Origin of the sequence: Alkalihalobacillus sp. R86527 (assembly GCF_042466185.1) — a bacterium.
Classification (GTDB): Bacteria; Bacillota; Bacilli; order Bacillales; family Guptibacillaceae; genus Guptibacillus.
In genome coordinates this window covers 3,005,822-3,026,316 of record NZ_JAXHBW010000001.1, presented here as the reverse complement: position 1 = coordinate 3,026,316, position 20,495 = coordinate 3,005,822, and the positions used below count along the sequence as shown (strand labels likewise).

Annotated in this window: 26 protein-coding genes; 17 read left to right on the top strand and 9 right to left on the bottom strand. The window is 42.2% G+C overall.

Going from position 1 to position 20,495, the window contains the following annotated elements; all coding sequences use genetic code 11:
- The first annotated feature begins 326 nt into the window (after window positions 1-326).
- Complete coding sequence (locus SJY16_RS15750) at window positions 327-488, top strand: hypothetical protein (RefSeq protein ID WP_377890639.1); 162 nt, start codon at window positions 327-329, stop codon at window positions 486-488.
- A gap of 216 nt (window positions 489-704) precedes the next feature.
- On the top strand, window positions 705-1,340 hold the full coding sequence (locus SJY16_RS15745) for an FMN-dependent NADH-azoreductase (RefSeq protein ID WP_377890637.1): 636 nt from the start codon (window positions 705-707) through the stop codon (window positions 1,338-1,340).
- Between the two features lie 52 nt (window positions 1,341-1,392).
- On the opposite strand, the gene SJY16_RS15740 is transcribed toward SJY16_RS15745, so the two are convergent.
- Window positions 1,393-1,794 carry a VOC family protein gene (locus tag SJY16_RS15740; protein WP_377890635.1) on the bottom strand — a complete coding sequence of 134 codons (402 nt, stop codon included), beginning with the start codon at window positions 1,792-1,794 and terminating at the stop codon, window positions 1,393-1,395.
- Between the two features lie 134 nt (window positions 1,795-1,928).
- Between SJY16_RS15740 and SJY16_RS15735 the strand changes: the two genes are divergently transcribed.
- The 3 genes from SJY16_RS15735 (at window position 1,929) to SJY16_RS15725 (ending at window position 4,252) form a co-directional block, all read left to right on the top strand.
- A complete protein-coding gene (locus SJY16_RS15735) occupies window positions 1,929-2,234 on the top strand; it encodes a hypothetical protein (RefSeq protein ID WP_377890633.1) in 306 nt (101 codons plus the stop codon).
- Between the two features lie 66 nt (window positions 2,235-2,300).
- A complete protein-coding gene (locus SJY16_RS15730) occupies window positions 2,301-2,822 on the top strand; it encodes a hypothetical protein (RefSeq protein ID WP_377890631.1) in 522 nt (173 codons plus the stop codon).
- A 140-nt stretch (window positions 2,823-2,962) separates the two neighbouring features.
- Window positions 2,963-4,252 carry a GntP family permease gene (locus SJY16_RS15725; protein WP_377890630.1) on the top strand — a complete coding sequence of 430 codons (1,290 nt, stop codon included), beginning with the start codon at window positions 2,963-2,965 and terminating at the stop codon, window positions 4,250-4,252.
- Window positions 4,253-4,329: 77 nt separating this feature from the next.
- Here SJY16_RS15725 and SJY16_RS15720 read toward each other — a convergent pair whose 3' ends face one another.
- The gene (locus SJY16_RS15720) at window positions 4,330-4,500 is read right to left on the bottom strand and encodes a hypothetical protein (RefSeq protein ID WP_377890628.1); all 171 of its coding nucleotides are present in this window, start codon (window positions 4,498-4,500) and stop codon (window positions 4,330-4,332) included.
- 218 nt (window positions 4,501-4,718) lie between these two features.
- Here SJY16_RS15720 and SJY16_RS15715 point away from each other — a divergent pair, with 218 nt between their 5' ends.
- Window positions 4,719-5,585 carry a polysaccharide deacetylase family protein gene (locus SJY16_RS15715; protein ID WP_483860834.1) on the top strand — a complete coding sequence of 289 codons (867 nt, stop codon included), beginning with the start codon at window positions 4,719-4,721 and terminating at the stop codon, window positions 5,583-5,585.
- An 86-nt stretch (window positions 5,586-5,671) separates the two neighbouring features.
- Window positions 5,672-7,420, top strand: a complete 1,749-nt coding sequence (locus SJY16_RS15710) for an ABC transporter ATP-binding protein (RefSeq protein WP_377890627.1) — start codon at window positions 5,672-5,674, stop codon at window positions 7,418-7,420.
- 385 nt (window positions 7,421-7,805) lie between these two features.
- On the opposite strand, the gene SJY16_RS15705 is transcribed toward SJY16_RS15710, so the two are convergent.
- Together SJY16_RS15705 and SJY16_RS15700 are read right to left on the bottom strand one after the other, a co-directional pair.
- Entirely contained in the window at window positions 7,806-7,931 is a 126-nt protein-coding gene (locus SJY16_RS15705; protein ID WP_377890625.1) for a hypothetical protein, read from the bottom strand.
- Between the two features lie 182 nt (window positions 7,932-8,113).
- On the bottom strand, window positions 8,114-8,485 hold the full coding sequence (locus SJY16_RS15700) for a hypothetical protein (RefSeq protein WP_377890624.1): 372 nt from the start codon (window positions 8,483-8,485) through the stop codon (window positions 8,114-8,116).
- 111 nt (window positions 8,486-8,596) lie between these two features.
- Between SJY16_RS15700 and SJY16_RS15695 the strand changes: the two genes are divergently transcribed.
- The gene (locus SJY16_RS15695; protein ID WP_377890623.1) at window positions 8,597-8,866 is read left to right on the top strand and encodes a hypothetical protein; all 270 of its coding nucleotides are present in this window, start codon (window positions 8,597-8,599) and stop codon (window positions 8,864-8,866) included.
- 44 nt (window positions 8,867-8,910) lie between these two features.
- Here SJY16_RS15695 and SJY16_RS15690 read toward each other — a convergent pair whose 3' ends face one another.
- Complete coding sequence (locus tag SJY16_RS15690; protein WP_377890621.1) at window positions 8,911-9,510, bottom strand: DUF6624 domain-containing protein; 600 nt, start codon at window positions 9,508-9,510, stop codon at window positions 8,911-8,913.
- A 149-nt stretch (window positions 9,511-9,659) separates the two neighbouring features.
- Here SJY16_RS15690 and SJY16_RS15685 point away from each other — a divergent pair, with 149 nt between their 5' ends.
- From SJY16_RS15685 to SJY16_RS15655, 7 genes are all read left to right on the top strand, one after another.
- A complete protein-coding gene (locus SJY16_RS15685) occupies window positions 9,660-9,923 on the top strand; it encodes a hypothetical protein (RefSeq protein ID WP_377890619.1) in 264 nt (87 codons plus the stop codon).
- A 94-nt stretch (window positions 9,924-10,017) separates the two neighbouring features.
- Entirely contained in the window at window positions 10,018-10,857 is an 840-nt protein-coding gene (locus SJY16_RS15680) for a nucleotidyltransferase (RefSeq protein ID WP_377890617.1), read from the top strand.
- 143 nt (window positions 10,858-11,000) lie between these two features.
- Window positions 11,001-11,453, top strand: a complete 453-nt coding sequence (locus SJY16_RS15675) for a helix-turn-helix domain-containing protein (protein ID WP_377890616.1) — start codon at window positions 11,001-11,003, stop codon at window positions 11,451-11,453.
- Window positions 11,454-11,488: 35 nt separating this feature from the next.
- A complete protein-coding gene (locus tag SJY16_RS15670; protein WP_377890614.1) occupies window positions 11,489-11,797 on the top strand; it encodes a hypothetical protein in 309 nt (102 codons plus the stop codon).
- 33 nt (window positions 11,798-11,830) lie between these two features.
- Complete coding sequence (locus SJY16_RS15665) at window positions 11,831-12,127, top strand: DUF4306 domain-containing protein (RefSeq protein ID WP_377890612.1); 297 nt, start codon at window positions 11,831-11,833, stop codon at window positions 12,125-12,127.
- Window positions 12,128-12,169: 42 nt separating this feature from the next.
- A complete protein-coding gene (locus tag SJY16_RS15660) occupies window positions 12,170-12,664 on the top strand; it encodes a GNAT family N-acetyltransferase (protein ID WP_377890610.1) in 495 nt (164 codons plus the stop codon).
- A gap of 141 nt (window positions 12,665-12,805) precedes the next feature.
- A complete protein-coding gene (locus SJY16_RS15655; RefSeq protein ID WP_377890608.1) occupies window positions 12,806-13,387 on the top strand; it encodes a cell wall hydrolase in 582 nt (193 codons plus the stop codon).
- A gap of 44 nt (window positions 13,388-13,431) precedes the next feature.
- On the opposite strand, the gene SJY16_RS15650 is transcribed toward SJY16_RS15655, so the two are convergent.
- Window positions 13,432-14,064, bottom strand: a complete 633-nt coding sequence (locus SJY16_RS15650; protein WP_377890606.1) for a class I SAM-dependent methyltransferase — start codon at window positions 14,062-14,064, stop codon at window positions 13,432-13,434.
- 478 nt (window positions 14,065-14,542) lie between these two features.
- Between SJY16_RS15650 and SJY16_RS15645 the strand changes: the two genes are divergently transcribed.
- Window positions 14,543-14,758 carry a hypothetical protein gene (locus SJY16_RS15645; RefSeq protein ID WP_377890604.1) on the top strand — a complete coding sequence of 72 codons (216 nt, stop codon included), beginning with the start codon at window positions 14,543-14,545 and terminating at the stop codon, window positions 14,756-14,758.
- A gap of 130 nt (window positions 14,759-14,888) precedes the next feature.
- Here SJY16_RS15645 and SJY16_RS15640 read toward each other — a convergent pair whose 3' ends face one another.
- Window positions 14,889-17,942, bottom strand: coding sequence for an efflux RND transporter permease subunit (locus SJY16_RS15640; protein ID WP_377890602.1), 3,054 nt, complete (start codon window positions 17,940-17,942; stop codon window positions 14,889-14,891).
- Between the two features lie 250 nt (window positions 17,943-18,192).
- Here SJY16_RS15640 and SJY16_RS15635 point away from each other — a divergent pair, with 250 nt between their 5' ends.
- Complete coding sequence (locus SJY16_RS15635) at window positions 18,193-19,065, top strand: TetR/AcrR family transcriptional regulator (protein WP_377890601.1); 873 nt, start codon at window positions 18,193-18,195, stop codon at window positions 19,063-19,065.
- A 127-nt stretch (window positions 19,066-19,192) separates the two neighbouring features.
- On the opposite strand, the gene SJY16_RS15630 is transcribed toward SJY16_RS15635, so the two are convergent.
- Both SJY16_RS15630 and SJY16_RS15625 read right to left on the bottom strand, forming a co-directional pair.
- On the bottom strand, window positions 19,193-20,107 hold the full coding sequence (locus SJY16_RS15630) for a DMT family transporter (RefSeq protein WP_377890600.1): 915 nt from the start codon (window positions 20,105-20,107) through the stop codon (window positions 19,193-19,195).
- Between the two features lie 156 nt (window positions 20,108-20,263).
- A complete protein-coding gene (locus SJY16_RS15625) occupies window positions 20,264-20,407 on the bottom strand; it encodes a hypothetical protein (protein WP_377890598.1) in 144 nt (47 codons plus the stop codon).
- Between the last annotated feature and the right edge of the window lie 88 nt (window positions 20,408-20,495).

Here is a 20,495-nt window from a genome sequence, read left to right as displayed (position 1 = left end):
TGGTAAAGCGATGATAAAAATAAGGAGCGTAGTAAAAAAGTTGTTGAAAATCACCAGCGTTACTGGGTTTAATCGAGAGGTTCATGTATCTCTTCTCGAGCGAAAAAACCTTTTCGGTCATGTACGGACTTACCGTCATTATTTTCAATGAACTACATAAGGTAGAATGATAATAAACAAAGAATGAACAAGCAGGCTTTTTCCGTCTGGAAAGGTTTGTTCTGTATTTTAAGAAGATCACTCTCTCTCATAAATTAATCACTTGGTTTAGAAGTTTAAAGTATACTAAAGTAAGTCTATAACGAATGATCAGGAGAGAGACTACAATGAAAACACTAATCAGTCGGTTTTTTGGTAAAAATAAATGTCTTATCTGTAAACAAAAGCCTATTCGTCCTCAGTATTATTTAGATGAAGAGAATGTTCGAAAGCCCGTTTGTTATAAATGTGTGTCCTATGCAGAGCGGCGAGCATACCGAAAAGCATAAGTTTTTGATAAAGAGGGAACTTCTTATTTAGATGGGAAGTTCTTTCTTTTTTTTGTCATAAGCAGATAAGTTGATTAGTGCTTTCACTTCTATTATTATTATCTTTGTTTCAAGATATTTTAATTCAGAACTCTTTGGCTCGAAAGGGTGTAAGAACCCATTTTATTTAACACATACTATATCGAGCTTCAAAGAAAAACAGAAAGGGAGATAAACATGACAAAAGTAATGTATATTACTGCGCATCCGCATGATGAGACGTATTCTTACAGCATGGCTGCTGGGAAGGCATTCATCGATCAATACAAAGAGGTTAATCCTGATCATGAAGTTATCCATATGGATTTATATAAAGAGCATATTCCTCAAATCGACGCTGACGTTTTCAGCGGATGGGGTAAGCTTCAAAAAGGTAGTGGATTTGAAGAGCTTTCAGAAGAGGAAAAGACGAAGGTCAACCGTCTGTCTGAGCTTTGCGAACAGTTTATCGATGCAGATAAATACGTATTCGTAACGCCGTTCTGGAACTTCTTCTTCCCACCTGTACTAAAAGCATATATCGATGCGGTATCCGTTGCAGGGAAGTCATTTAAATACACGGCTGAAGGTCCTGTTGGCTTATTAACTGATAAGAAGGCTATGCATATCCAGGCTCGTGGTGGTGTTTATTCAGAAGGTCCGGCTGCAGAGATGGAAATGGGACATCGCTATCTAGGTGTCATGATGCAATTCTACGGTGTGCCTACACTCGAACACGTTTACGTTGAGGGACATGCTTTAATGCCTGAGAAAGCTGAAGAAATTAAAGAAAACGGTATTGCGCGTGCGAAGGATGCTGCACAAACATTTTAATCAATGGTAGACAAAGACACCCCCTGGCGAAGGGGTGTCTTTTTTTTCGTTGCTATTGACCGGGATGGAGAATGTTCGTAGCGCTAAGTAAGTTGCCGTCTGGATCCTTAAAACCAAAGCCACCAAACCCGTTATCTGGGTTTGCGTTGTAAGAGCCAACCTCAATCTGTTTCTCCTTTAACCAATGGTAGAATCCTTCTAAATCGTGTGTATAAAAATCGATGATGCTATGTATGACTTCTGTATGAGAGTTGTGAAAAGAGATGCTTTCCGTTGATGCGGTTTCGACTAAAAAGATCGTCGGAACGCCCTTTTTATTGAACGTAAGCATCGCGTTTCGATCACCTTGAAAATGAAGCTCGACGCCTAGAACCTCCTGGTAGAATGCGATGGACGTTTGAAGGTTTTTGACTGGGATTTCAACCGTTGCAACATGGGAGATGAAGGTAGACATAGTAATACTCCTTTCTTATTGTACAAGTTATTCAATTTTTTCAAGTAAAGTCCTTCTTTAACATGAGATTTAATTCACGATGGAATATTATGTTAAAGTTATGTGGGGTCATAACAAGTAACTGGAGGATTCTAATGAAGAAATTGCTCATCACTTCGAGTGTTGTTATTGTATTGTTGGTTATTCATTTACTAGGACCGTGTAACGTATTTCTTGAGCTAAACGAAAAGAACGCGCTAACAGAATTGATCTCGAAAGATGGTTCGTTTAAAGGAAACGATGTGATTACGATCGATTACCGAGGTTCTGACACCTATTTCGTTAAGACGGAGAATGATGAAGGGAAACAGATCAACTTCATCGTGATGAAAGAGTACATTTCAATGATGAACGGTCATTGGAAGGTGTTCGAAGAAACGTCACGAGAGAACTTCTTTTAAGGGATTCGTTACATAGTGAAACATTAATTTTCTTTCCTTCGTCTATATGGGAGGGAGGTTTTAAGAATGAAAATGAAATTAGTCGTGCTACTATCCGCACTACTCCTACTTGCTGCGTGTAATTCAGGAGGCTCGAGCTCAGAAGATCATATGAATTCACTTATGGAATCAAACCCAGAAGTGAAGAGTGAAGTTGAAAAGCTATCAGAAGAGTTTCGAAATGAATTAACAGCACCGGACATGGAAAGCATTCCGTTCGAGGCTGAAGAAGTTACTGCCAATGCACAAACAAAGTTAGAACCGAACGATGTAACAGTGTATTATTCCAAAGAAGGTGAGCAGCTTTCTTTGATGCAACGAGACGAAAATGGAAAAGATGTTAGCTTCGGAGAAACGAATGTGGATCTTGAGAACGACATCGGTGCTTCCTTTAACGAATCGGAAAGTATGAGTGAATTAACCTGGATGAGTGAGAATGGTAACGTCATGTTTGGTCTTCGTTCCGTCGTTCCGACAGATGGTAACGATGAACCGATGACGAAGGATGAGTTGGTCAACGTTGCAAATTCGATCATTGAACAGCGTTAGTAAACAGATAACGCGCAAAACTGGTTCCCAGTTTTGCGCTTTTTTTGTGCAGTTGACAATTATTGATAAAAAACGGGTAGTGACAGGCACCGCTGGACATAGTAAGAGCAAACAGTAGATCTTTAGGAGGATTTGACATCATGATAAGTATTATTATTGGTCTTGCACTGTTGATGCTTCTGGCTTATCTGGGCTGGTCCATCATCTGGATCGCGCCACTTGTGTCCGGAATTGTTGCCTTGTTAAGTGGGATGGACATATTAGATACATACACATCCACGTATATGGAAGGGTTCGTTGGATTTGCGAAATCCTATTTTCCGATTTTCTTATTTGGAGCGATTTTCGGTAAGTTAATGGAAGATACAGGTGCCGCTCAGTCTGTTGCTTATAAAATCTCAAACCTTATCGGTGAAAAGCGCGCCATTCTAGGAATGCTGTTATCAGCAGCTGTTCTAACTTATGGCGGAGTGAGCTTATTCGTTGTAGTGTTTGCGGTTTATCCACTAGCCGTTGCGATGTTCCGGCGCGCGAATGTGTCTCGTAAGCTCATCCCTTCAACATTTGTACTAGGTGCATTTACGTTCACGATGACGGCGATTCCAGGAACACCGCAGATTCAGAATATCATTCCCATCAACACGTTCAAAACGTCTACACTGGCTGCGCCAATAATGGGGATCGTTGCGGGATTAATCATGGCAGTTGGTGGCTACTTTTATCTAAAATTCCGTGAGAAGCAGTTGTTGAAAAAGGATGAAACCTTTACAGAGCCTGAGGGCGCGAACGAAGTGAATACGATTGAAGAGGAAAACCTACCGAATTGGATCCTTTCGATTATTCCGTTGATCGCGGTAGTTGTAACGCTGAATGCTTTCAAAGATTTAAGTATCCTCGTAGCGCTATTGATCGGTATTCTTCTGATCATGGCGTTCAACTGGAAGGAATTCAAGAATTTCATCGGTTCAATCAACAAAGGTGCATCTGGATCTGTTATGGCTACGATCAATACGAGTGCCGCTGTTGGATTTGGTTCAGTTGTAACCGCATCACCTGGATTCGAAGCGGTAAAAGACATGATCTTTTCCATTCCACTGAGTCCATACTTCTCAGAGGCGTTCGCCGTTCAGCTACTAGCGATGATCACAGGATCAGCATCAGGTGGTATGGGAATTGCGCTTGAAGCGCTTGGAGAAGAGTACTACAACATCGCCGTAGAAAACGGCCTGAGTCTTGAAGCGTTTCACAGAATCACATCCGTTGCTTCGGGGGCCTCGATTCTCCCACATAACGGTGCACTTCTAACGCTCTTCACGGTTACAGGTCTTACGCATAAAGATTCGTACAAAGACGTCTTCGTCGTCGGACTCATCATACCGATGATCGCAACGATCGGAATTATCCTCCTTGCCATGATGGGTATCATCTAATCGAACGAATAAGCTCAGTCCACGGACTGAGCTTACATTTATGGAAGGCGCTGTTTGTTTTCAATGGTGATAGAATGTTACTTTTCCCTTTCATTTTCAAGGTCATCGATCCTCTTATTCAGGTTTGAATTCTCTTCTTTTACATCCTCAGTAGGTTTTTGTATTCGATACGTTATTCCTTTAACAATCGCGATTACAGCTATAATAGAAACAAGCAATCCTACTATAAACATAAAAATTATTTCCACGAACATCCCTCCCTGATCGTTATTTCATTCTGTCATTATTCTGTGTTGTTAGATATCCTAACCGTATCATGAATGCTTGTATCCGATAAGTCTTCGGTAATCCAACATTAACGATTACAGAACATCATGAAATGAGAATCTTCTAAAAATAGGGATTCTGTTTGATCCATAAGTAGAGTATGATGGGTGTATATGTAAAAAAAAGGGGAATGAATGGTTTGAAGAAAGTGATGCTTATGGGTACGATTATGTTCGGTCTTGTTTTATCTGCTTGCGGGCAAACGGATAAAACGAGCGATGAAGGCGAAGAAAAAGCTGTCGTAGCAGAGGAAAAAGACGATACGGTTCAGCCTGAAGAAGAATCTACGAATGTTGAAGAAGATTCTAATGAAGAGGCAAGTGCAGGGGGAGAAGGTTCTGCTAATGATGAAGCTGTAGCAGATGACGGAAGTTTTGAGCTTACAGAAGACTTGTACTCGGAAGAAGGCGTTACGATCGAATATCCACAGATCAAAAATCTTGCAGATGAAACGAAGCAAGATGAGATCAATAACATGTTAAGTAACGAAGCGTATAAAGTGATGAATTTCTATTCAGATACAGAAGGATTAGAGCTTGAAATTGGTTATACGATTGCGTTTAAAAGTCCTTCTTTCTTGAGTGTGCAATATGCGGGAGATGGCTATGTAGAAGGAGCCGCCCATCCAAATCACATGTTTTATACGACCAACATCAATGTTGAAAATGGAACACATATTCGTTTAGTCGATGTGGTAAATGTGAATGATGCGTTTGTGGAACTTGTTAAATCAGATGCTTTTGAAGCGGTGAATCCTGATGTAGCAGAATTCGCAACGGATATGAAAGGCGAAATCACGGTAGCTAGCTTACAGAATGCAGATAACCTCGATAGTATCGGAACGGAGCAACACTCTGAAACGTTCACGTACTTCACGGAAGATCGTTTAGGAATCAGCATACCAGTGAGCCATGCTGCAGGTGGGCATGCAGCGTTTGAAATAAACTATGATGATGTACCTTCTGAGTTCTGGAGGAATCAAAACATTTTGGAGCTACTTCAATAGGTAATGAAAGACTCTGTGACAGGCAGAGTCTTTTTTTATGACATTTCTCATTTTCAAGATATACTAGATGCAAGGGGGATGAAGGAATGAGTGAACATATAGAAAACAAGCGAATGAACTGGAGTGGTCTCGCCACTTTAATAAAAGAAACGAAGCCTTCGAAGCTCCTTGTTACGATTGCGATCGTGATGAGTCTGGTTGGAACGGTCGCGGGATTGATTGTTCCATTCTTCACGAAGAATTTAGTTGATCAACTATCTTCAGGTTCTTTATCGAACGGCCTCATTGGCTTGTTGATCGCAGCGTTCGTGCTTCAGGCGATATTCTCAGGATTATCGATGTACTTGCTACTATACATAGGGGAAACGGTAGTTGCGCGCTTGCGAGAAAGGCTTATGAAGAAAGTCCTTTCCATGAAAGTAACGTTCTTTGATAGTAACCGTGTTGGCGATACGACGAGCCGAATCGTCAATGATACTGGTGTGATTAAAGATCTCGTTTCGAATCATCTGATCAGCCTATTAACGAGCACGCTTTCGATTGTAGGATCGATTGCGATACTCTTATATCTTGATTGGCGCTTGACGGCAATTCTGCTTACGGTCGTGCCGATCATGATGCTTGGGATTCGTTATATCGGTAAAAGGATGTATAAAGTATCGAAAGGACTTCAAGAAGAAACGGCTAAATTCACGGCGACGATCACGCAAGTTCTTTCTGAAATCCGTCTCGTGAAATTTTCTCTTGCTGAAAATGTTGAAGAGAAAAATGGGGAAGATGGCATCAAGAATGTTTTTTCTTACAGTATGAAGGAAGCGAAAATCTACGCACTCCTCATGCCGATTATGACCCTATTGCTGATGGGTGTCTTGGTGATCATCGTCGGGTATGGCGGCGTTCGCGTGTCGACTGGTGAACTTAGTGCGGGAGAACTTGTTGCCTTTTTGCTGTACCTGTTTCAAATCATCATTCCATTCAGCTCGATGGCAAGGTTTTTAACAGCGATTCAGAAGGCGATGGGAGCGACGGAACGTCTGCAATTTCTCATCGATCATGAAGGGGAGGAACGTCTGGAAGGAAAGGAAGTCATGAACCCTTCACAGACACTAGCTTTCAACGATGTCGAGTTTTCTTACGGAAAAGAGGTTATCTTGAAAGGGGCGACGTTCAGTGTCCCACCGGGTAAAATAACCGCGATCGTAGGACCGAGTGGAAGCGGGAAAACGACGACGTTTTCACTGATTGAACGTTTCTACGTTCCCCAAAAAGGAGCCATTTCGCTCGGAGAAACTACGATTACAGAATTCTCTCTTCAATCATGGCGAAATCAAATCGGGTATGTTTCACAAGAAAGTCCACTTATAGCGGGAACGATTCGTGAAAATATTCTTTATGGATTGGAGAGTTCGATTTCAGACGAGGTGTTGAAGCAAGCAGCTGAGCAGGCCTATGCGCTACCGTTTATCATGGAGCTTCCTAATGGATTCGATACAGAAATCGGGGAGCGGGGGATCAAGTTATCAGGTGGTCAGCGACAGCGCATCGCAATCGCTCGAGCCATTGTCAGAGATCCTTCGATTCTTTTACTGGATGAAGCTACATCCAGTCTCGATAGTACATCTGAAGTTCAAGTTCAGAAGGCGCTCAATAATTTGATGAAAGACCGAACGACGATCGTTATTGCTCACAGGCTTTCCACCGTTGTGCATGCGGATCAAATCCTCGTGATGGAAGATGGGAAAGTTATTGAGACGGGGACGCATGACGAGCTAATGAAGAATGATTCGTTATACTTCAAGCTTGCGCAACAGCAGTTTCAGTTAGAAACGTCATAGTATGCATAAAAAGACGGAAGCGTCCGTAAGAGTGTGGTGAAAGTCTTATAGACCATCTGCCATGGTATAGTGGTGATTTCCGCTTCAGGATGCTCGCTTTCCGCGGGGCGGGCGGTGAGCCTTCTCAGCGCATAAAACCGTTGCGCCTCCGGGGTCTCACCTGTCCCGCACATCCCGCAGGAGCATCCTTCCGCTCCAATCTACATTTTCGTGTATGATTACATAAAAATCTACTAAAAATGGATAGAGAATGAATGCAGATGCCTACTTAAATCATGATAGTTCGGAAAGTTTGCTGAGGCTGATTGCAACGCCTACGGTATCAGAAGCACGATAACCATGATTTTTCTACACAGTGATGGAAACTTTCGTCTTTGTTTTATGCCTATTTGATACCAGTACGATCGTGTTGTCTGTGTTTCAAAATCATATCGTGTTCGTTTATTTTCTTGGATACTACCATTACTGGTACAGCCAGTAGTAGGAATAGAGTTAGGATTAGGATTGTCATGATGAACTCCTCTAGAAGTGTTTTCGTGGTCCATCACAATCTTTCGTTACGGTTTTATGATAAATGGTTGTAGTAAGAAAGTTTGTTGTGGAAAGTAATGGGGGCTTAACGCGCTTAGGGATTGATGGAAGATAAAACAAACAGAAGGAACCTCCACTCTAGGGAGGTTCCTTCTGTTTGTTTTACGCCACCTGATTATGAACTTTGGACCTCTTCTGGAAAAGGCGATCAAGCACGAAAAACGTTATAGCTGGAATAAAGCTAACCATTCCAAATATAGCCCCAGCGAGAACGTGAAGAATCAATGAAATGATCGGTTCCGGTTTTTTCATCGTGTAAGCCATCGATCTTGCAAGCGAATCGCTAAGGAGTGAAGCCCATATACCATATAGGAAAACGCCATAAAAGAAATATGGGAACATATACATGAATTCAGCGATAAACTCTCCGGATGAGTCTATGGATAGCCCAACCAAGACCATAGGTACGATTATAGCCGTGACGAACCCAACCATTAATTTTCGTAGTAACGTTTTTACTTTTGGATGCTTCATAGTGCCCCACCTTAATTTCAATCTTCCATAATGGTACCATAACTCGCAAAAGATGAAACTTTCTCGTCAGCTATTCGTCATTACTAGAAAGGCATGCTTAAGGAGGTACGCATGAAAATAACGGTGTTGATCTTGTTATTCCTTGTGAATGTGATTTATTTAGTGAATTTCATGGTTGGATCAGTTCTTCAGTTTTCGGTCGTGACCGAAGCTCTCTTTGTCCTATCGTTCCTCATTGGCATCGTACTTTCCATAACCTACTTACTACAATCAAAAAGACACGATCAGCATCCTTTTCTCTCGATAGCTGTCCTGTCTTTTAGTCTTGCTTCTTTTGGCTGTTTCACATTCTTTCAATATCTTGCCAATATGATGGGATAAGTTCATGGGTGCATTTCGCTCGATCTCGCCTGGACACTTTTTCCCTATAGCCAGCCGACTCGTTCACGCCATTCGTGGACTTCTGCCATCCGCTTTTTCATAGATGAAGGTGGCGATACGTCGTTCTCTTCGATCTCTTTTTGTATACGCTTCATCTCCTCTTGCAGCGGTGGAAGTCCGATCTCAGCACGCCGTTGATCGACGTTTTCCTCATCTTCAATCTTCCAAGGGTTCATCTTTTCCTCATCGTCCCAGTCGAACTGTGTGCCATAACGCTGCGGCTTTCTTTCGAAAAATGAGATGCGATCGAAAAGGTGAGCCCACTGATACGGTTCGATCTTTCCCTCTTTCATCTCCACTTCAAGAATTGAGAGTGCGTTCCGCTGTAGCTGAGGTAGGCTGATTGCGTGCTGTAGGATGAGCCATGCAGCATCAGCGCCTTCTTTTCCTACCTTATTCTCGTTCGGCCAACCGAATTCTTCCATGATATTCGTCAATCGAAGACCGTTTTCTATATGTACTTTCTCCATTTCGATAGGATAGCCCTCGAATAGAGTTCCTTCCTTCAAAAGCTGTTCTCTAAGTTCGAGATCACGTTTTTTCATCTGTATAAGTTCATTTGCTAGCTCTTTATTCTGGCGCATACGGTGCCTCCTGTGAGTAGAAAAAAATACGTGCGATGAAACGATACCAGTTACTGATTCGTACTAGTAATAAAAGAGTATTCATTATACTATATAAACTAGTCTTAACTATCACTATAGTATAGATTCGAATTGATTGGAGTTTTTTTGTGTTTAACAAAATAAGAAAAGTTATCGGAGCAGTATTCATCATCTTGATGATCATCTTCGTCTCAAACGGAAAAGATGTTGCATTTAACGGAACGGTGATTGTGTTTTTCTTGTTCATGTGTGCTGAGCGTGCAATCATTAGCTATCGAGAGAAGAATAAAAGACGCCTCATCATGGAAGGCACCTTTACGATAGCATTCGTTGTGATGCTCATCGCATGGGTTGTATCAGTAATGAAAAACAACTGGGCAGGTGTATTTTGAATTGCAAACCTCCTGTGTGCACTAGGATTTCGTTCAATAAGGTTCTTTTTTATGACGCTGTAAGTGAATTCGAATAAAAGGAAGAAGTGATGAAATGAAAGAAGTTAGACGAATAGGGGATGTGTGCAAAGTAGAAGATGGCGTGATCGTGAACTGTTCATCAATGAACAACGTAAGCGTTGAATTTAAGGAAGCCATTTCCTTTTATAAACAGGCAATACTGTCGTGCTTTCCCAATGAGATACATAGCGTATATGTAAGAGGTTCTGTCCCAAGAGGATTCGGGATCGAAGGCGTGTCTGATCTTGATACGATCATCATTACCGGTTCGTCACAAGAGAAGCTAAGCGCAAGCGATCTTGATAACATTGAAAAGCAAGTTGTTGAGCGTTTTCCGTTTGTGAACGGTGTTGAGATGAGTATCTTTTCCTTAGAGGAAGTGCTAGAAACGAGTCGGTTTGCGATCATACCCTTCATGATCAAAACACATAGCATCTGTATTTACGGAGATAACGTACAAAAGAAGTTACCGCAATACAGAGCGGATAAAGCGCTCGCAAATGCTCATATCTACCCTCTGAAAGCGCAGCTTCTTCAAGCGAAGGATGAACTGGTCGGAAACGATGACCCCGAAGATGTGAAAGATTGTTGCGTGTGGATAATGAAAATCATCATTCGGTGCGGGTTAGCTTATGTGATTGAACGTGAGCATACTTATACGAGAGACTTGTACCCAGCGTATGAACTGTTCGCGAAGCATTACCAAGGAAAAGAAGGAGAGATGAGGAAGGCCTTACATTACGCAGTGAACCCTTCCGAAGATATTGAAGAACTACTTACTTTTCTTAATACCTTTGGGGACTGGATGATTCATGAGTCAGAGAAATGGTTAGCGGAACATAACGCAACGAATCAAAAGAACCTTAACCTATAACAAAATCTTGTGAAAGGCTGTTTCCTTTGTGGAACAGCCTTTTTGTTGCTTTCGACAATAATCGAGCAAACCTGGGTGGTGACAGTTACCGCTCGAATAGTGTAAAATTACACCAAAGGTGAAAAAAGGAACAGGTGGTAAGGATGACTAAAGAAGAAGTAATGAAGTTGGTTTCAGACAGGCTTCGTTTGATCAGGCAAGAGCAAGGATACTCACAAGATGTCATGGCGGAGGTTCTAGGCACTTCAAAGAAAACGCTCGTTCAAATCGAGAAGAATAGGGTGCTCGCAAGCTGGACAGTTACTGTCGCCACATGTTCTCTCTTTAGTGAAAGTGAAGTACTGCAGCACGTTCTAGGAAATGAGCCTCTTGAAGTTATCAAACTGATCGCGCATAAAAAAATGGAGCATTCAGTTGATAAAACGATGGGTGGTAAGGTCTGGTGGAAGGATGTTGAACAGAAAGGAAGGTATGTGTTGCAGCAAAATCTAATCAGCAAGCATTATCGTATTCTTGATGACGATCAATTTCGATGGTTTAGCTCGTTTGATCGTGATGAAGGATTGAAAAGGTTAGATGAGCTTAATGGCGAATAGCTGAGTGCAACGTAATACAGAACAGGAGGTTAACGATGAGTAGCGAAACGTTACCTGCATGGTTTTGGGTGATTTACTATCTCGTGTTGATCGGGACGATGGCTATGTCAGTGAGAGCTATTTTTCAAGGGAAGATAGTGGCCCTTTCAGTGATAGGGGTTGTATTGATAGTTCTTTCTCAACTCCTTTCGATCAACTTGATTGGACGTATGGAAGGGACAGAACTCGATTATGTGGTTTCCTCATTACATGGTGGTGCTCTTTGGGCTTATGCTCTAGTTGCGATCTACAGTTATCTCGTTTTCTGGTGGATTTTATATGTGAGGGCGTGGCGGTTCGTTTAATAAGCAAAACGTATGAAGGAGGAAGTATCCAATATGAATGTCATTCTTAAAGGAGTACTCTTACTTCTGTTGTTGCCGATTTTCGGATATACCCTCTGGCTATCCTCATGGACGGCGAGTTACTTGCCTCATCTGGAGAACTGGCGGGAATCAGTCGTGTTTACGCCACAAACTGTCGTGGAGCCCGCAGATATTTATGTGATTGATTATTATCTCTATGCGCTACAGTATTCACCGTTCTTAACGATTGTTTGTACCCTATCCTTTCTTGCGATACTGATTGTTCTGTTTTTCTTAGTCAAAGGCGTCCTTATGATGGGGAAGGCGTAAAGGAGTAAGGGTAGCTGATCGTTTTAAAATTGGAGGGATTGTATGGAAGCGGTTGCGATTCGATTTATAGAAGAAAAAGATATTCCTTATGTTCAACGCTATGTTTCAAAGAAAGAGGTTGCTCGGACAACGAATGTGCCGGAGCCTTATCCAGAAGATGGGGCAAAGGAGTGGTTTCAGATCGTAATGGAGGAAAAAGAGCGAGAGACGCACTTTCCATTTGCTATTCTATACAAGGATGAATTTGCTGGAAGTATATCGCTCAGATTAGAAAAAGATGGGCAGGGGGCTATTGATTATTGGATCGCTCCACCATTTTGGAATAAAGGAATCGGAACGAAAGCTGTAGAGTCCGTTATAGCTTACGGAGAAAAACAAGTAGGACTCCATGCGATTGAAACATGTTGTCTTAAGGAGAATCCAGGATCTGGGAAGGTGTTGGAAAAGAACGGTTTTCGCTACATACGTGACTTTGTGATCGATTCAGATGAGAAGCATGGAGGGCAACGAGCGCAGGTTTATCGATTGGAATTTTAACTCAGATGGAAGAATGTGGATACTCTGCACCTTTCAAGTTGTTGTTCGATTCGTTGGAAACACTGGAAAGAATTAATAATGAAACGCGGTGACCTCCTATGTTACTTTGTTACTAGACAGATTTTAGGAGGTAGATTACAAGTGTTTAAGAAAATGTGGATTTCAGGAATTGCAGTAACTTGTGTTCTAGCTTTCTCATTACCAACGCAAAGTTCTGCCAAAACAGATACGCACACCGTCCAAAAGGGCGACTCAATATATGAAATTGCAACAAATTATGGTGTCCCTGCTAAGCAACTGCAGGCAATGAACAATAAATCACATCACGAAATTCAGCCAGGAGAAGAGCTTGAGCTTCCAGTAGTACCTAGTGACTATGAAGAAGATCTGCTTGCTCGTCTTGTTGAAGCCGAGGCTGAAGGGGAGAGCTATGCAGGGAAAGTAGCGGTTGCGACTGTTGTGTTGAATCGCGTGCAAAGCGATGATTTCCCAGATTCGCTTCACGGTGTCATCCATGATGGTATCCAATTCTCACCTGTATTGAATGGTACAATCAAGAAACCAGCAGGTGATGAATCGAAGCGTGCAGTGAAAGAGGCGCTCGCTTATCAAGGGTACGATAACGAATCAGTCTTTTTCTACAACCCAGATAAAGCACAGAGCAGCTATTTAGAAGGCAAAGAGGTTACAACAGTTATTGGTAATCATGTGTTCTTGAGATAAATATGAAAAGCAAGTCCTCAAGAAGAGGGCTTGCTTTTTTTGGGTTATGAAGAATGTTTTATTCCTCTTACTGCAATCGTATGATAGCCCCTAGATCGTGGCCCCTCTAAAAGTTCGATATCATCAAAGCCGGCCGTTTCCATAGAAGGAATCACTTCCTCCTCGATTTTTTTCTTAATTCCATCCCACAAAATATCGTTCTTACCATTACATAACGTAAGTACGACGGTTCCCGCAGGCTTTAAGACTCGGTATATTTCATCGATCGTTTGAGTAAGGTCTTCCCAGAAATAGATGGAGTGAATACTAAACACTTTTGTAAACGTATGATTTCTATGAGGTAGTGCGTTAACGTTTCCGAGATTTAAAGTTACTTTCCCTTTATTAATGGCTTGTTGATTTCGTAATTTTGCTCGCTTTAGTACTGTTGGAGAAAAATCATATCCTGTGACATGCTGAACAGCAGGATCGGATTGGAGCATGTTGATTGCTAAGCCTGCTCCGCATCCAAGTTCGAGGATCAGTTCATCTTCCCGAACGTTCAGTTTTTCTATCGTCCACGTTGTTTCTAGTTTATGTTGACGAACCATTTTCTCCCCGATAACCATTCCAATAATGCCAGTTGGCCGACTGTACTGCCTATCAATAAACGCTTGTACCGGTTTTATTAATTTCATTGGAAGTCTCCTTTTCCTTGTGATAACTATGGCTAACGTCCTCTATTTGATCAATTGATTTTACAAAATGAACGGGGATTGATTATCACTATGAAAAATAAGTGGTAAAAGGGAAATGATAGGGAAAGAACTGATATCTCCCACCTTAGTCTATAAGGTTACTAACGAACACAACCATGAATAATAGGACCATACACCCTATGAAGAAGTAGCCTAAATAGCGGATGCCTTTCGGTAATTGACGAAACGTCGTTTGACTAATTGGATAGCCTTCCACATTGGTTAAGTGATCGATTGCATCGTTGAATGGCTCTTTGTTTTGATGGTCTTCTTGATCATGTCGGGACAGAAAAATACCTCCTCGTCTGACATTCTTTATCTCCTAGGTTATCATAAATTACTGCTATTGAGTTCGTATTGATAATTTGCAACAATAAATTTATGGAAATAGTAGGAACTGATTTAGGGAGGATGCAATATGTTCGTTGGACGTCTTTTATACATAATAGGGATTGGGGTTGTCGTTGGAAGTGGAGGGGTTTTCCTTCTTGGCTTTTTTAGCGGAAGCGGCGCGTCAGTCACCTCCTCTTTTGGGATATTAAACGGGCTGATTGCCATGGGTGTTGGAGATCTTGTGATCCAATCCAACCATAAGAGCAATCTAGAATCTCGGGTTGAACAACGTTCAAGCTAGTTAAGAAAAGAGTGGATAATCTCTCTTTTGCTGACTGGAGCGGAAATTACCACTGCTTTTAAGAAAACAGACAAAGAAGAAGAGCCTGAGGACTAAATCCTTCAGGCTCTTTCCTTATTGTAAAAGTAGGTTAGTCTTGGACTGTTTTTCTTCTTCTCAAACGATAGAAAACAAGATAGAGCATCGGCACCATAATAAGCGTCAGGATTGCTGAGAATAGGATACCGGAAATGATCGTAACAGCGAGCGGTGTAAACAGTGCGTCACCTGAAACGGCAACTGGAATTAAGGCAACGATCGATGTGATCGCAGTTAATAGAATTGGGCGTAAGCGTACACGACCAGATTCGATGACAGCGTCTTTTACATCCATTCCTTTTTTCAGTGCTTGCTCGATGAATTCAATTAATACCACAGAGTTCCGTACTACGATTCCGGTGAGGGATACCATGCCCATTACACCAAGGAAACTGATCGGAGTTTGAGTGACAAACAGTCCGAGTATCGCACCTGCTATTGCAAGATACACAGCAACAAGCACAAGGAACGGTAGGGATAGTGAGTTGAATTGAAGAGCGATTAACAGATACACAAGGAAAAGAACGATAATGAAGAGAACGGTAATTTCTGCGAAGAAATCACTTTGTGCTTCATTTTCCCCACCGAGTGTGATGCTATAATCAGCTCCTAGCTGATCACGCTCTTTCTCAACGATTTCTTTTACATTTTCTTTGTAATTCTCCTCATTTTTTGGAAAAGCGCGAAGTGTGATTGCTCGTTCTCCATCAATGTGAGGAATGGTTTGAAGCTTTTCGTTTCGTTCTGTTGTAACAAGCTCATCGAGTGCGATGAGTGTAGGAGGTCCACCTGCGGAAGCAGCTGGAAGCTCTAAATTAGTTAGATCTACTTTCTCCTCGTTACCTTCAAGCACAATCGTCATATCTCGTTTTACAATTCCGTTGTCGAATGCTTTTAACGGAATACCTGCTGTTGCAAGTCGGATTTGTTGGCTAATTTGGTTAACGGTTATGCCATTTTCTTCAAGAGCTTCCCGATCTGGAACATACTCGAGTGAAGGCTCAAAATCACCAACATTATCCACAACGAGATCGGTTTCGAGGTCTTCGATTTTCATCGATAAGTTATCTCTAAGCTCGATAAGTTTATCGATTTCAGGCCCTGAAACGGTTACCGTCACTGGTGCACCAACTGGTGGCCCTTGTTGGATCGTTTCCATGAAAATTTCCGCTTCAGGATATTCCTGACGTAGTTTATCTGTCCAGTCATTGATTAGTCCCTGGGTGGTTTGGTTTTCACGATCGACCCTGGCGACGATCTGACCAGTGTTTTCTCCGGTATTCTTTAGTGAGCTATTAAATAGACCAGGTGTCCCTGTGCCTGTGAAGACGCTCGTTTCATAAACACCATCGTCTGTTTGAAGTCTTTCTTCCATCTCCTGAAGCGTTTCGTGCGTTTCTTCAATCGGTGTTCCGATTGGCAGTGTGATGTCGACCGTCACTTCTTCCTTATCAGCTGCAGGGAAGAATTCGAACGGTGTTAGGACAACTAACCCGAAGATCGCAGTTGTGAAAACTAAGCCAAGGATGGAGACGAGGATAGGTTTTTTGGAAAATTTCTTAAGCAATTTATCTGCATACACGTCAGCAAGCTTGTTCAACGGCTTTCCGAGAAGGCCAGGTGCATCTGACATTGGCTTCTTAGATCTCTGGCTCAAGAAGTATCGTAAGATCGGTACGAAAACGAGCGCGACGAGTGTTGATGCAATGATCGTGGTAATGAGCACAGTCGGCAATGCGCGAATAAACGCACCGTTCCCACCTGATAAGAAAATGAGTGGTAGAAACGTAAAGACGATGGCAAGAGAGGACGTCACGATCGATACCCAAATCTCTTTCACGCCGTTTACTGCACCCATCAACCCTTTATCACCAAGCTTGTATCTACGCTGGATGTTGTCATTGATTACGATCGAGTCATCTACAATAATTCCGAGTGCAATGATCAGGCCGATAACTGAGATCTGGTTAAGGTCAACGTCTGCGAATGGCAACGGAATGAAGCCCATCAAGACAGAAATCGGAACAGCAAGTGCGACGACAAGTGCACCTGATCCCGATAGGCCTAATGACGTCGCAACGATAACAGCAAGAACTGAGATTGCGAGTGATAGGAAGAGCCCATCGAAAATATCCGTCACGATCGATGCTTGAGAGTAATAGGATTCTAGTTCAACATCAGAAGGTAACCCTTCAGCAAGCTCATCAACTTTGTTGCTCACTCGTTCATCGACGGTTGGGATGTCTTCACCAGGCTCGACATACGCTGTAAATGAGATAGAAGGCTTTCCTTCAAATGTGATGATGTCCTTTTGTTCTTTCGAGTTTACCTCGACGCTTGCGATGTCTTTTAGAAAAATAGAATCACCAGCTGGATTCTTGCCGATGAAAAGTTCTTCCATCTGGTCAAGAGAATCGTAGTTTTCCACAGAAAGCTGGACAAGCTCATCATCCATCTTCTGTTTGCCAAGAGGGGTTGGGTAATACTCATTATTGATGGCGTTTTGAACATCGATGACAGTCAGTCCCGATTCTTTCAATTCGTCTTGTTTCAATTCGATTTCGATTTGTTCTTCAGGTAGACCTTTGATCGTCACACCTGAAACACCTGATAGTTCGTTTACTTCCTCTTTCCAGCGATTCAATTCCTCTTGCATGGAAAGGAGGTTCTCTCTGTTATCACTGGTTAGATGATACGAAACAATTGGCATTTTGGCTGTTGATTCGTTTACTTCTGGTTCAAAAGCATCCTCTGGAAAAGATGTTGAAGCATCCGAAACAGCCTGACGGACGTCGCTAAATACATCTTTCTTGCTTTCACCATCTGCTACTTCCACAACAATGGTTGAAAAACCGGCTGCAGATGAAGAGGTGATTTCAGCAATCCCATCGATCGAACCGAGCGATGATTCAATAGGATTTGTAATCGAGCGTTCCACGGTATCCACTGTGGCACCTGGATAGACTGTATTCACCGTGCCTATGTTAATGGTCGTTTCTGGAATTTCGCGCTGTGGGAGTTGGATAAATGTAAACACGCCAACGATAACGAATAATAGGATGAATATGATAAATAGCTTTGATCGTTGTAGAATCCACTTGAGCATTATGGACCTCCTCTAATTAGTTCCGACTGATTGGTCAATGTAATTTTTTTATACCCGTTAGACACCTAAAAATAAACTTTTCAACTTCTGACTCAATAGTCATTTTACCTTGATAATAGAAGATGTCAAGATATGAGTGTGCTACTGAAAATAACGAAAACCGTTTTGTATTCGCGCTTTCGTGAGAGAGGCGTTATAATTTAGTTCAGTGTTATAGCGTTTCACGAAAGAGAACTCCGAGGTGAACAAGATGGATAAAAGGAAAACAATTCTAGAAGCTGCCGTTGAGCTCATTGGGGCCAAAGGCTACACACATACATCGATGCAACAAATTGCGGATAGCGTTGGGATTTCAAAGGGCTCACTTTATTCATTTTTTCCATCAAAGGAAGATTTGATCATATCGATCTATGAGCATTATCAGCAGCTCGTTTTTGAACGTGCATTTGTAATCGGTCTCGACGGGAATCTACCTCCTTATGAACGATTCGCTAAGCAGTTTCAAGTCCAGTTCGAAGGGATCCTTGAATATAAATCATATATGAAAATGCACATGCGAGGAGAAACCGCCCAAAGTAGCGAAAAGTTAGAAAGTATGGGGCACCGCATGAGGGGAAGGCTGTTCAGCTGGCTAGAGCGGAATTTGATCGATCTATATGGGGAGAAGATTTCCCCTTATAAGTGGGATTTAATGTGGATGACGCAATCGATCTATACATCGTATACAGGGTTGATGATTTCTTCAGAAAGCAACCTTAGTCCAAAGGAACTTGGGAATCATATCGTTCGACAAATCGAAATTCTTGCGAACGATTTTCTTTCTGGAAACAGCCATCCTTTACTTGATGACGACATGATGCGTCCCTTCTCTGTAGGGATGGATCGTGAAGGAGCGTTCACGTCGTTTGAGAAGAGAGAGGAAGCTTGGAAAGCGGTATACGGTCGGGTTAATAGCCTTGATGGGGAAAAGCAACACTACCTTGAAGTGACAAATCGCATCTCAGAAGAGTCGAGAAAATCAAATCCGGATGAGCTTGTGATGAGAGGGTTGTTTCAACTATTGAAAGAAGAAAAACAATTAAAAGCAGCGGCCGAGGCATTAGAGGAACAACTACTTCAGTAGGGTGAGGTGGTTCACATTGCCACGGGAATAAAAGAAGCCACCCCGGTGGCTTTTTTTGTACGCTAGTAACATGGACAGAAGATGACAATTAGTGACATAAAACGGGTGGTGACAGGCACCACCCGTTTTATGCTTCAGCTTTATGATAGAGCGGCTGGGCACCCTTACGTTTCTTAGATTCCTGGACGATGATCACAGAGCTAATCACCAAGATCATGCCGATATATTGCCAGAGAGACAATGTTTCGTTGAAAATAAAGAAGCCGATGAAAGAAGCGACGACGGGCTCAATTGTTGCGATGATGGAGGCGCGGCTTGATTCCACATGATGTAGACCTTTCGTATAGAAAATGAAAGGAAGCATCGTTGAAAGAAAGCCTAGCCCAATGACGAGTCCCCACACTTTGAGATTGGTGAAGGTAGCAACCATGGAACCTAATCCACTGAAAGGGACGATCGCTACTGAAGCGAAAAGAAATGTGTACACCGTTACGGTTAAGGAGTCATATTTTGAAAGGGCTGCTTTACCGAATATGCTGTAAAGAGCATAGAAAAATCCTGAACCTAGTCCAATGATTAATCCATAGAGCGATAGAGATTCAGCGGAATTAGAGAAAATTCCAATGACAAGAGAGCAGCCTACTAACGTGATCAGCAGTGCCGTGACCTTTCGAAAAGTGAGTGATTCTTTGAATAGAATACGCGATAGAATCGTCACAAACGCTGGTGCCGTATAAAGTAAGATGAATGCGATCGAGATCGATGATTCTTCCATAGAACTGAACAAGCACCAGTTGAAGAGGACGATACTGATGATCCCGGTACCGATGAAGTACCGACTGTCTCTCGGTTTTATTTTGAAGAGATGACGATTTTTGAAGAGTAAATATGTAGACATAAAGATGGCTGCAGTCAACACCCGGATCGCGACGACCTGAATCGGGGTGAAGCCCATTTCATAAAGATACGTGACAAATACGCCAATAATGCCCCATAGTGAAGCTCCGATCGCGATAAGTAGTGGTGCTGTTTTGTTAGCCATCTTCATCCCTCCAATCTTTGGTTCATTCATTCTAACATAGGGTCAGTCCCTAAGCTTAAACAATTCTGATTTCAAGTATAAACGAAAGTTCAAGTGTCTCAACCAAGCGGTCAAATGCACAAGAAAAGCATAGCCCTCGATGGCTATGCTTTTCTTTTAAAGATTCTTTTTTGACTTCGTAAGTCGATCCTTTTGTTGAGCTTGTTGTTCATTCAAGTTGTCTACTAAGTCCACTTCGTTCGTGTAAGACTTTTTCATAGAACCTGGCTGATGCTCGTATTTCTTCTTATTCAGTTTCAACTGAATCACCTCTACCGATTAGGATGACCGAAGGTGAAGGGTTCATACGCAATCGGTAGAGACAAATTGTGACAAAAAGCGGGTGGTG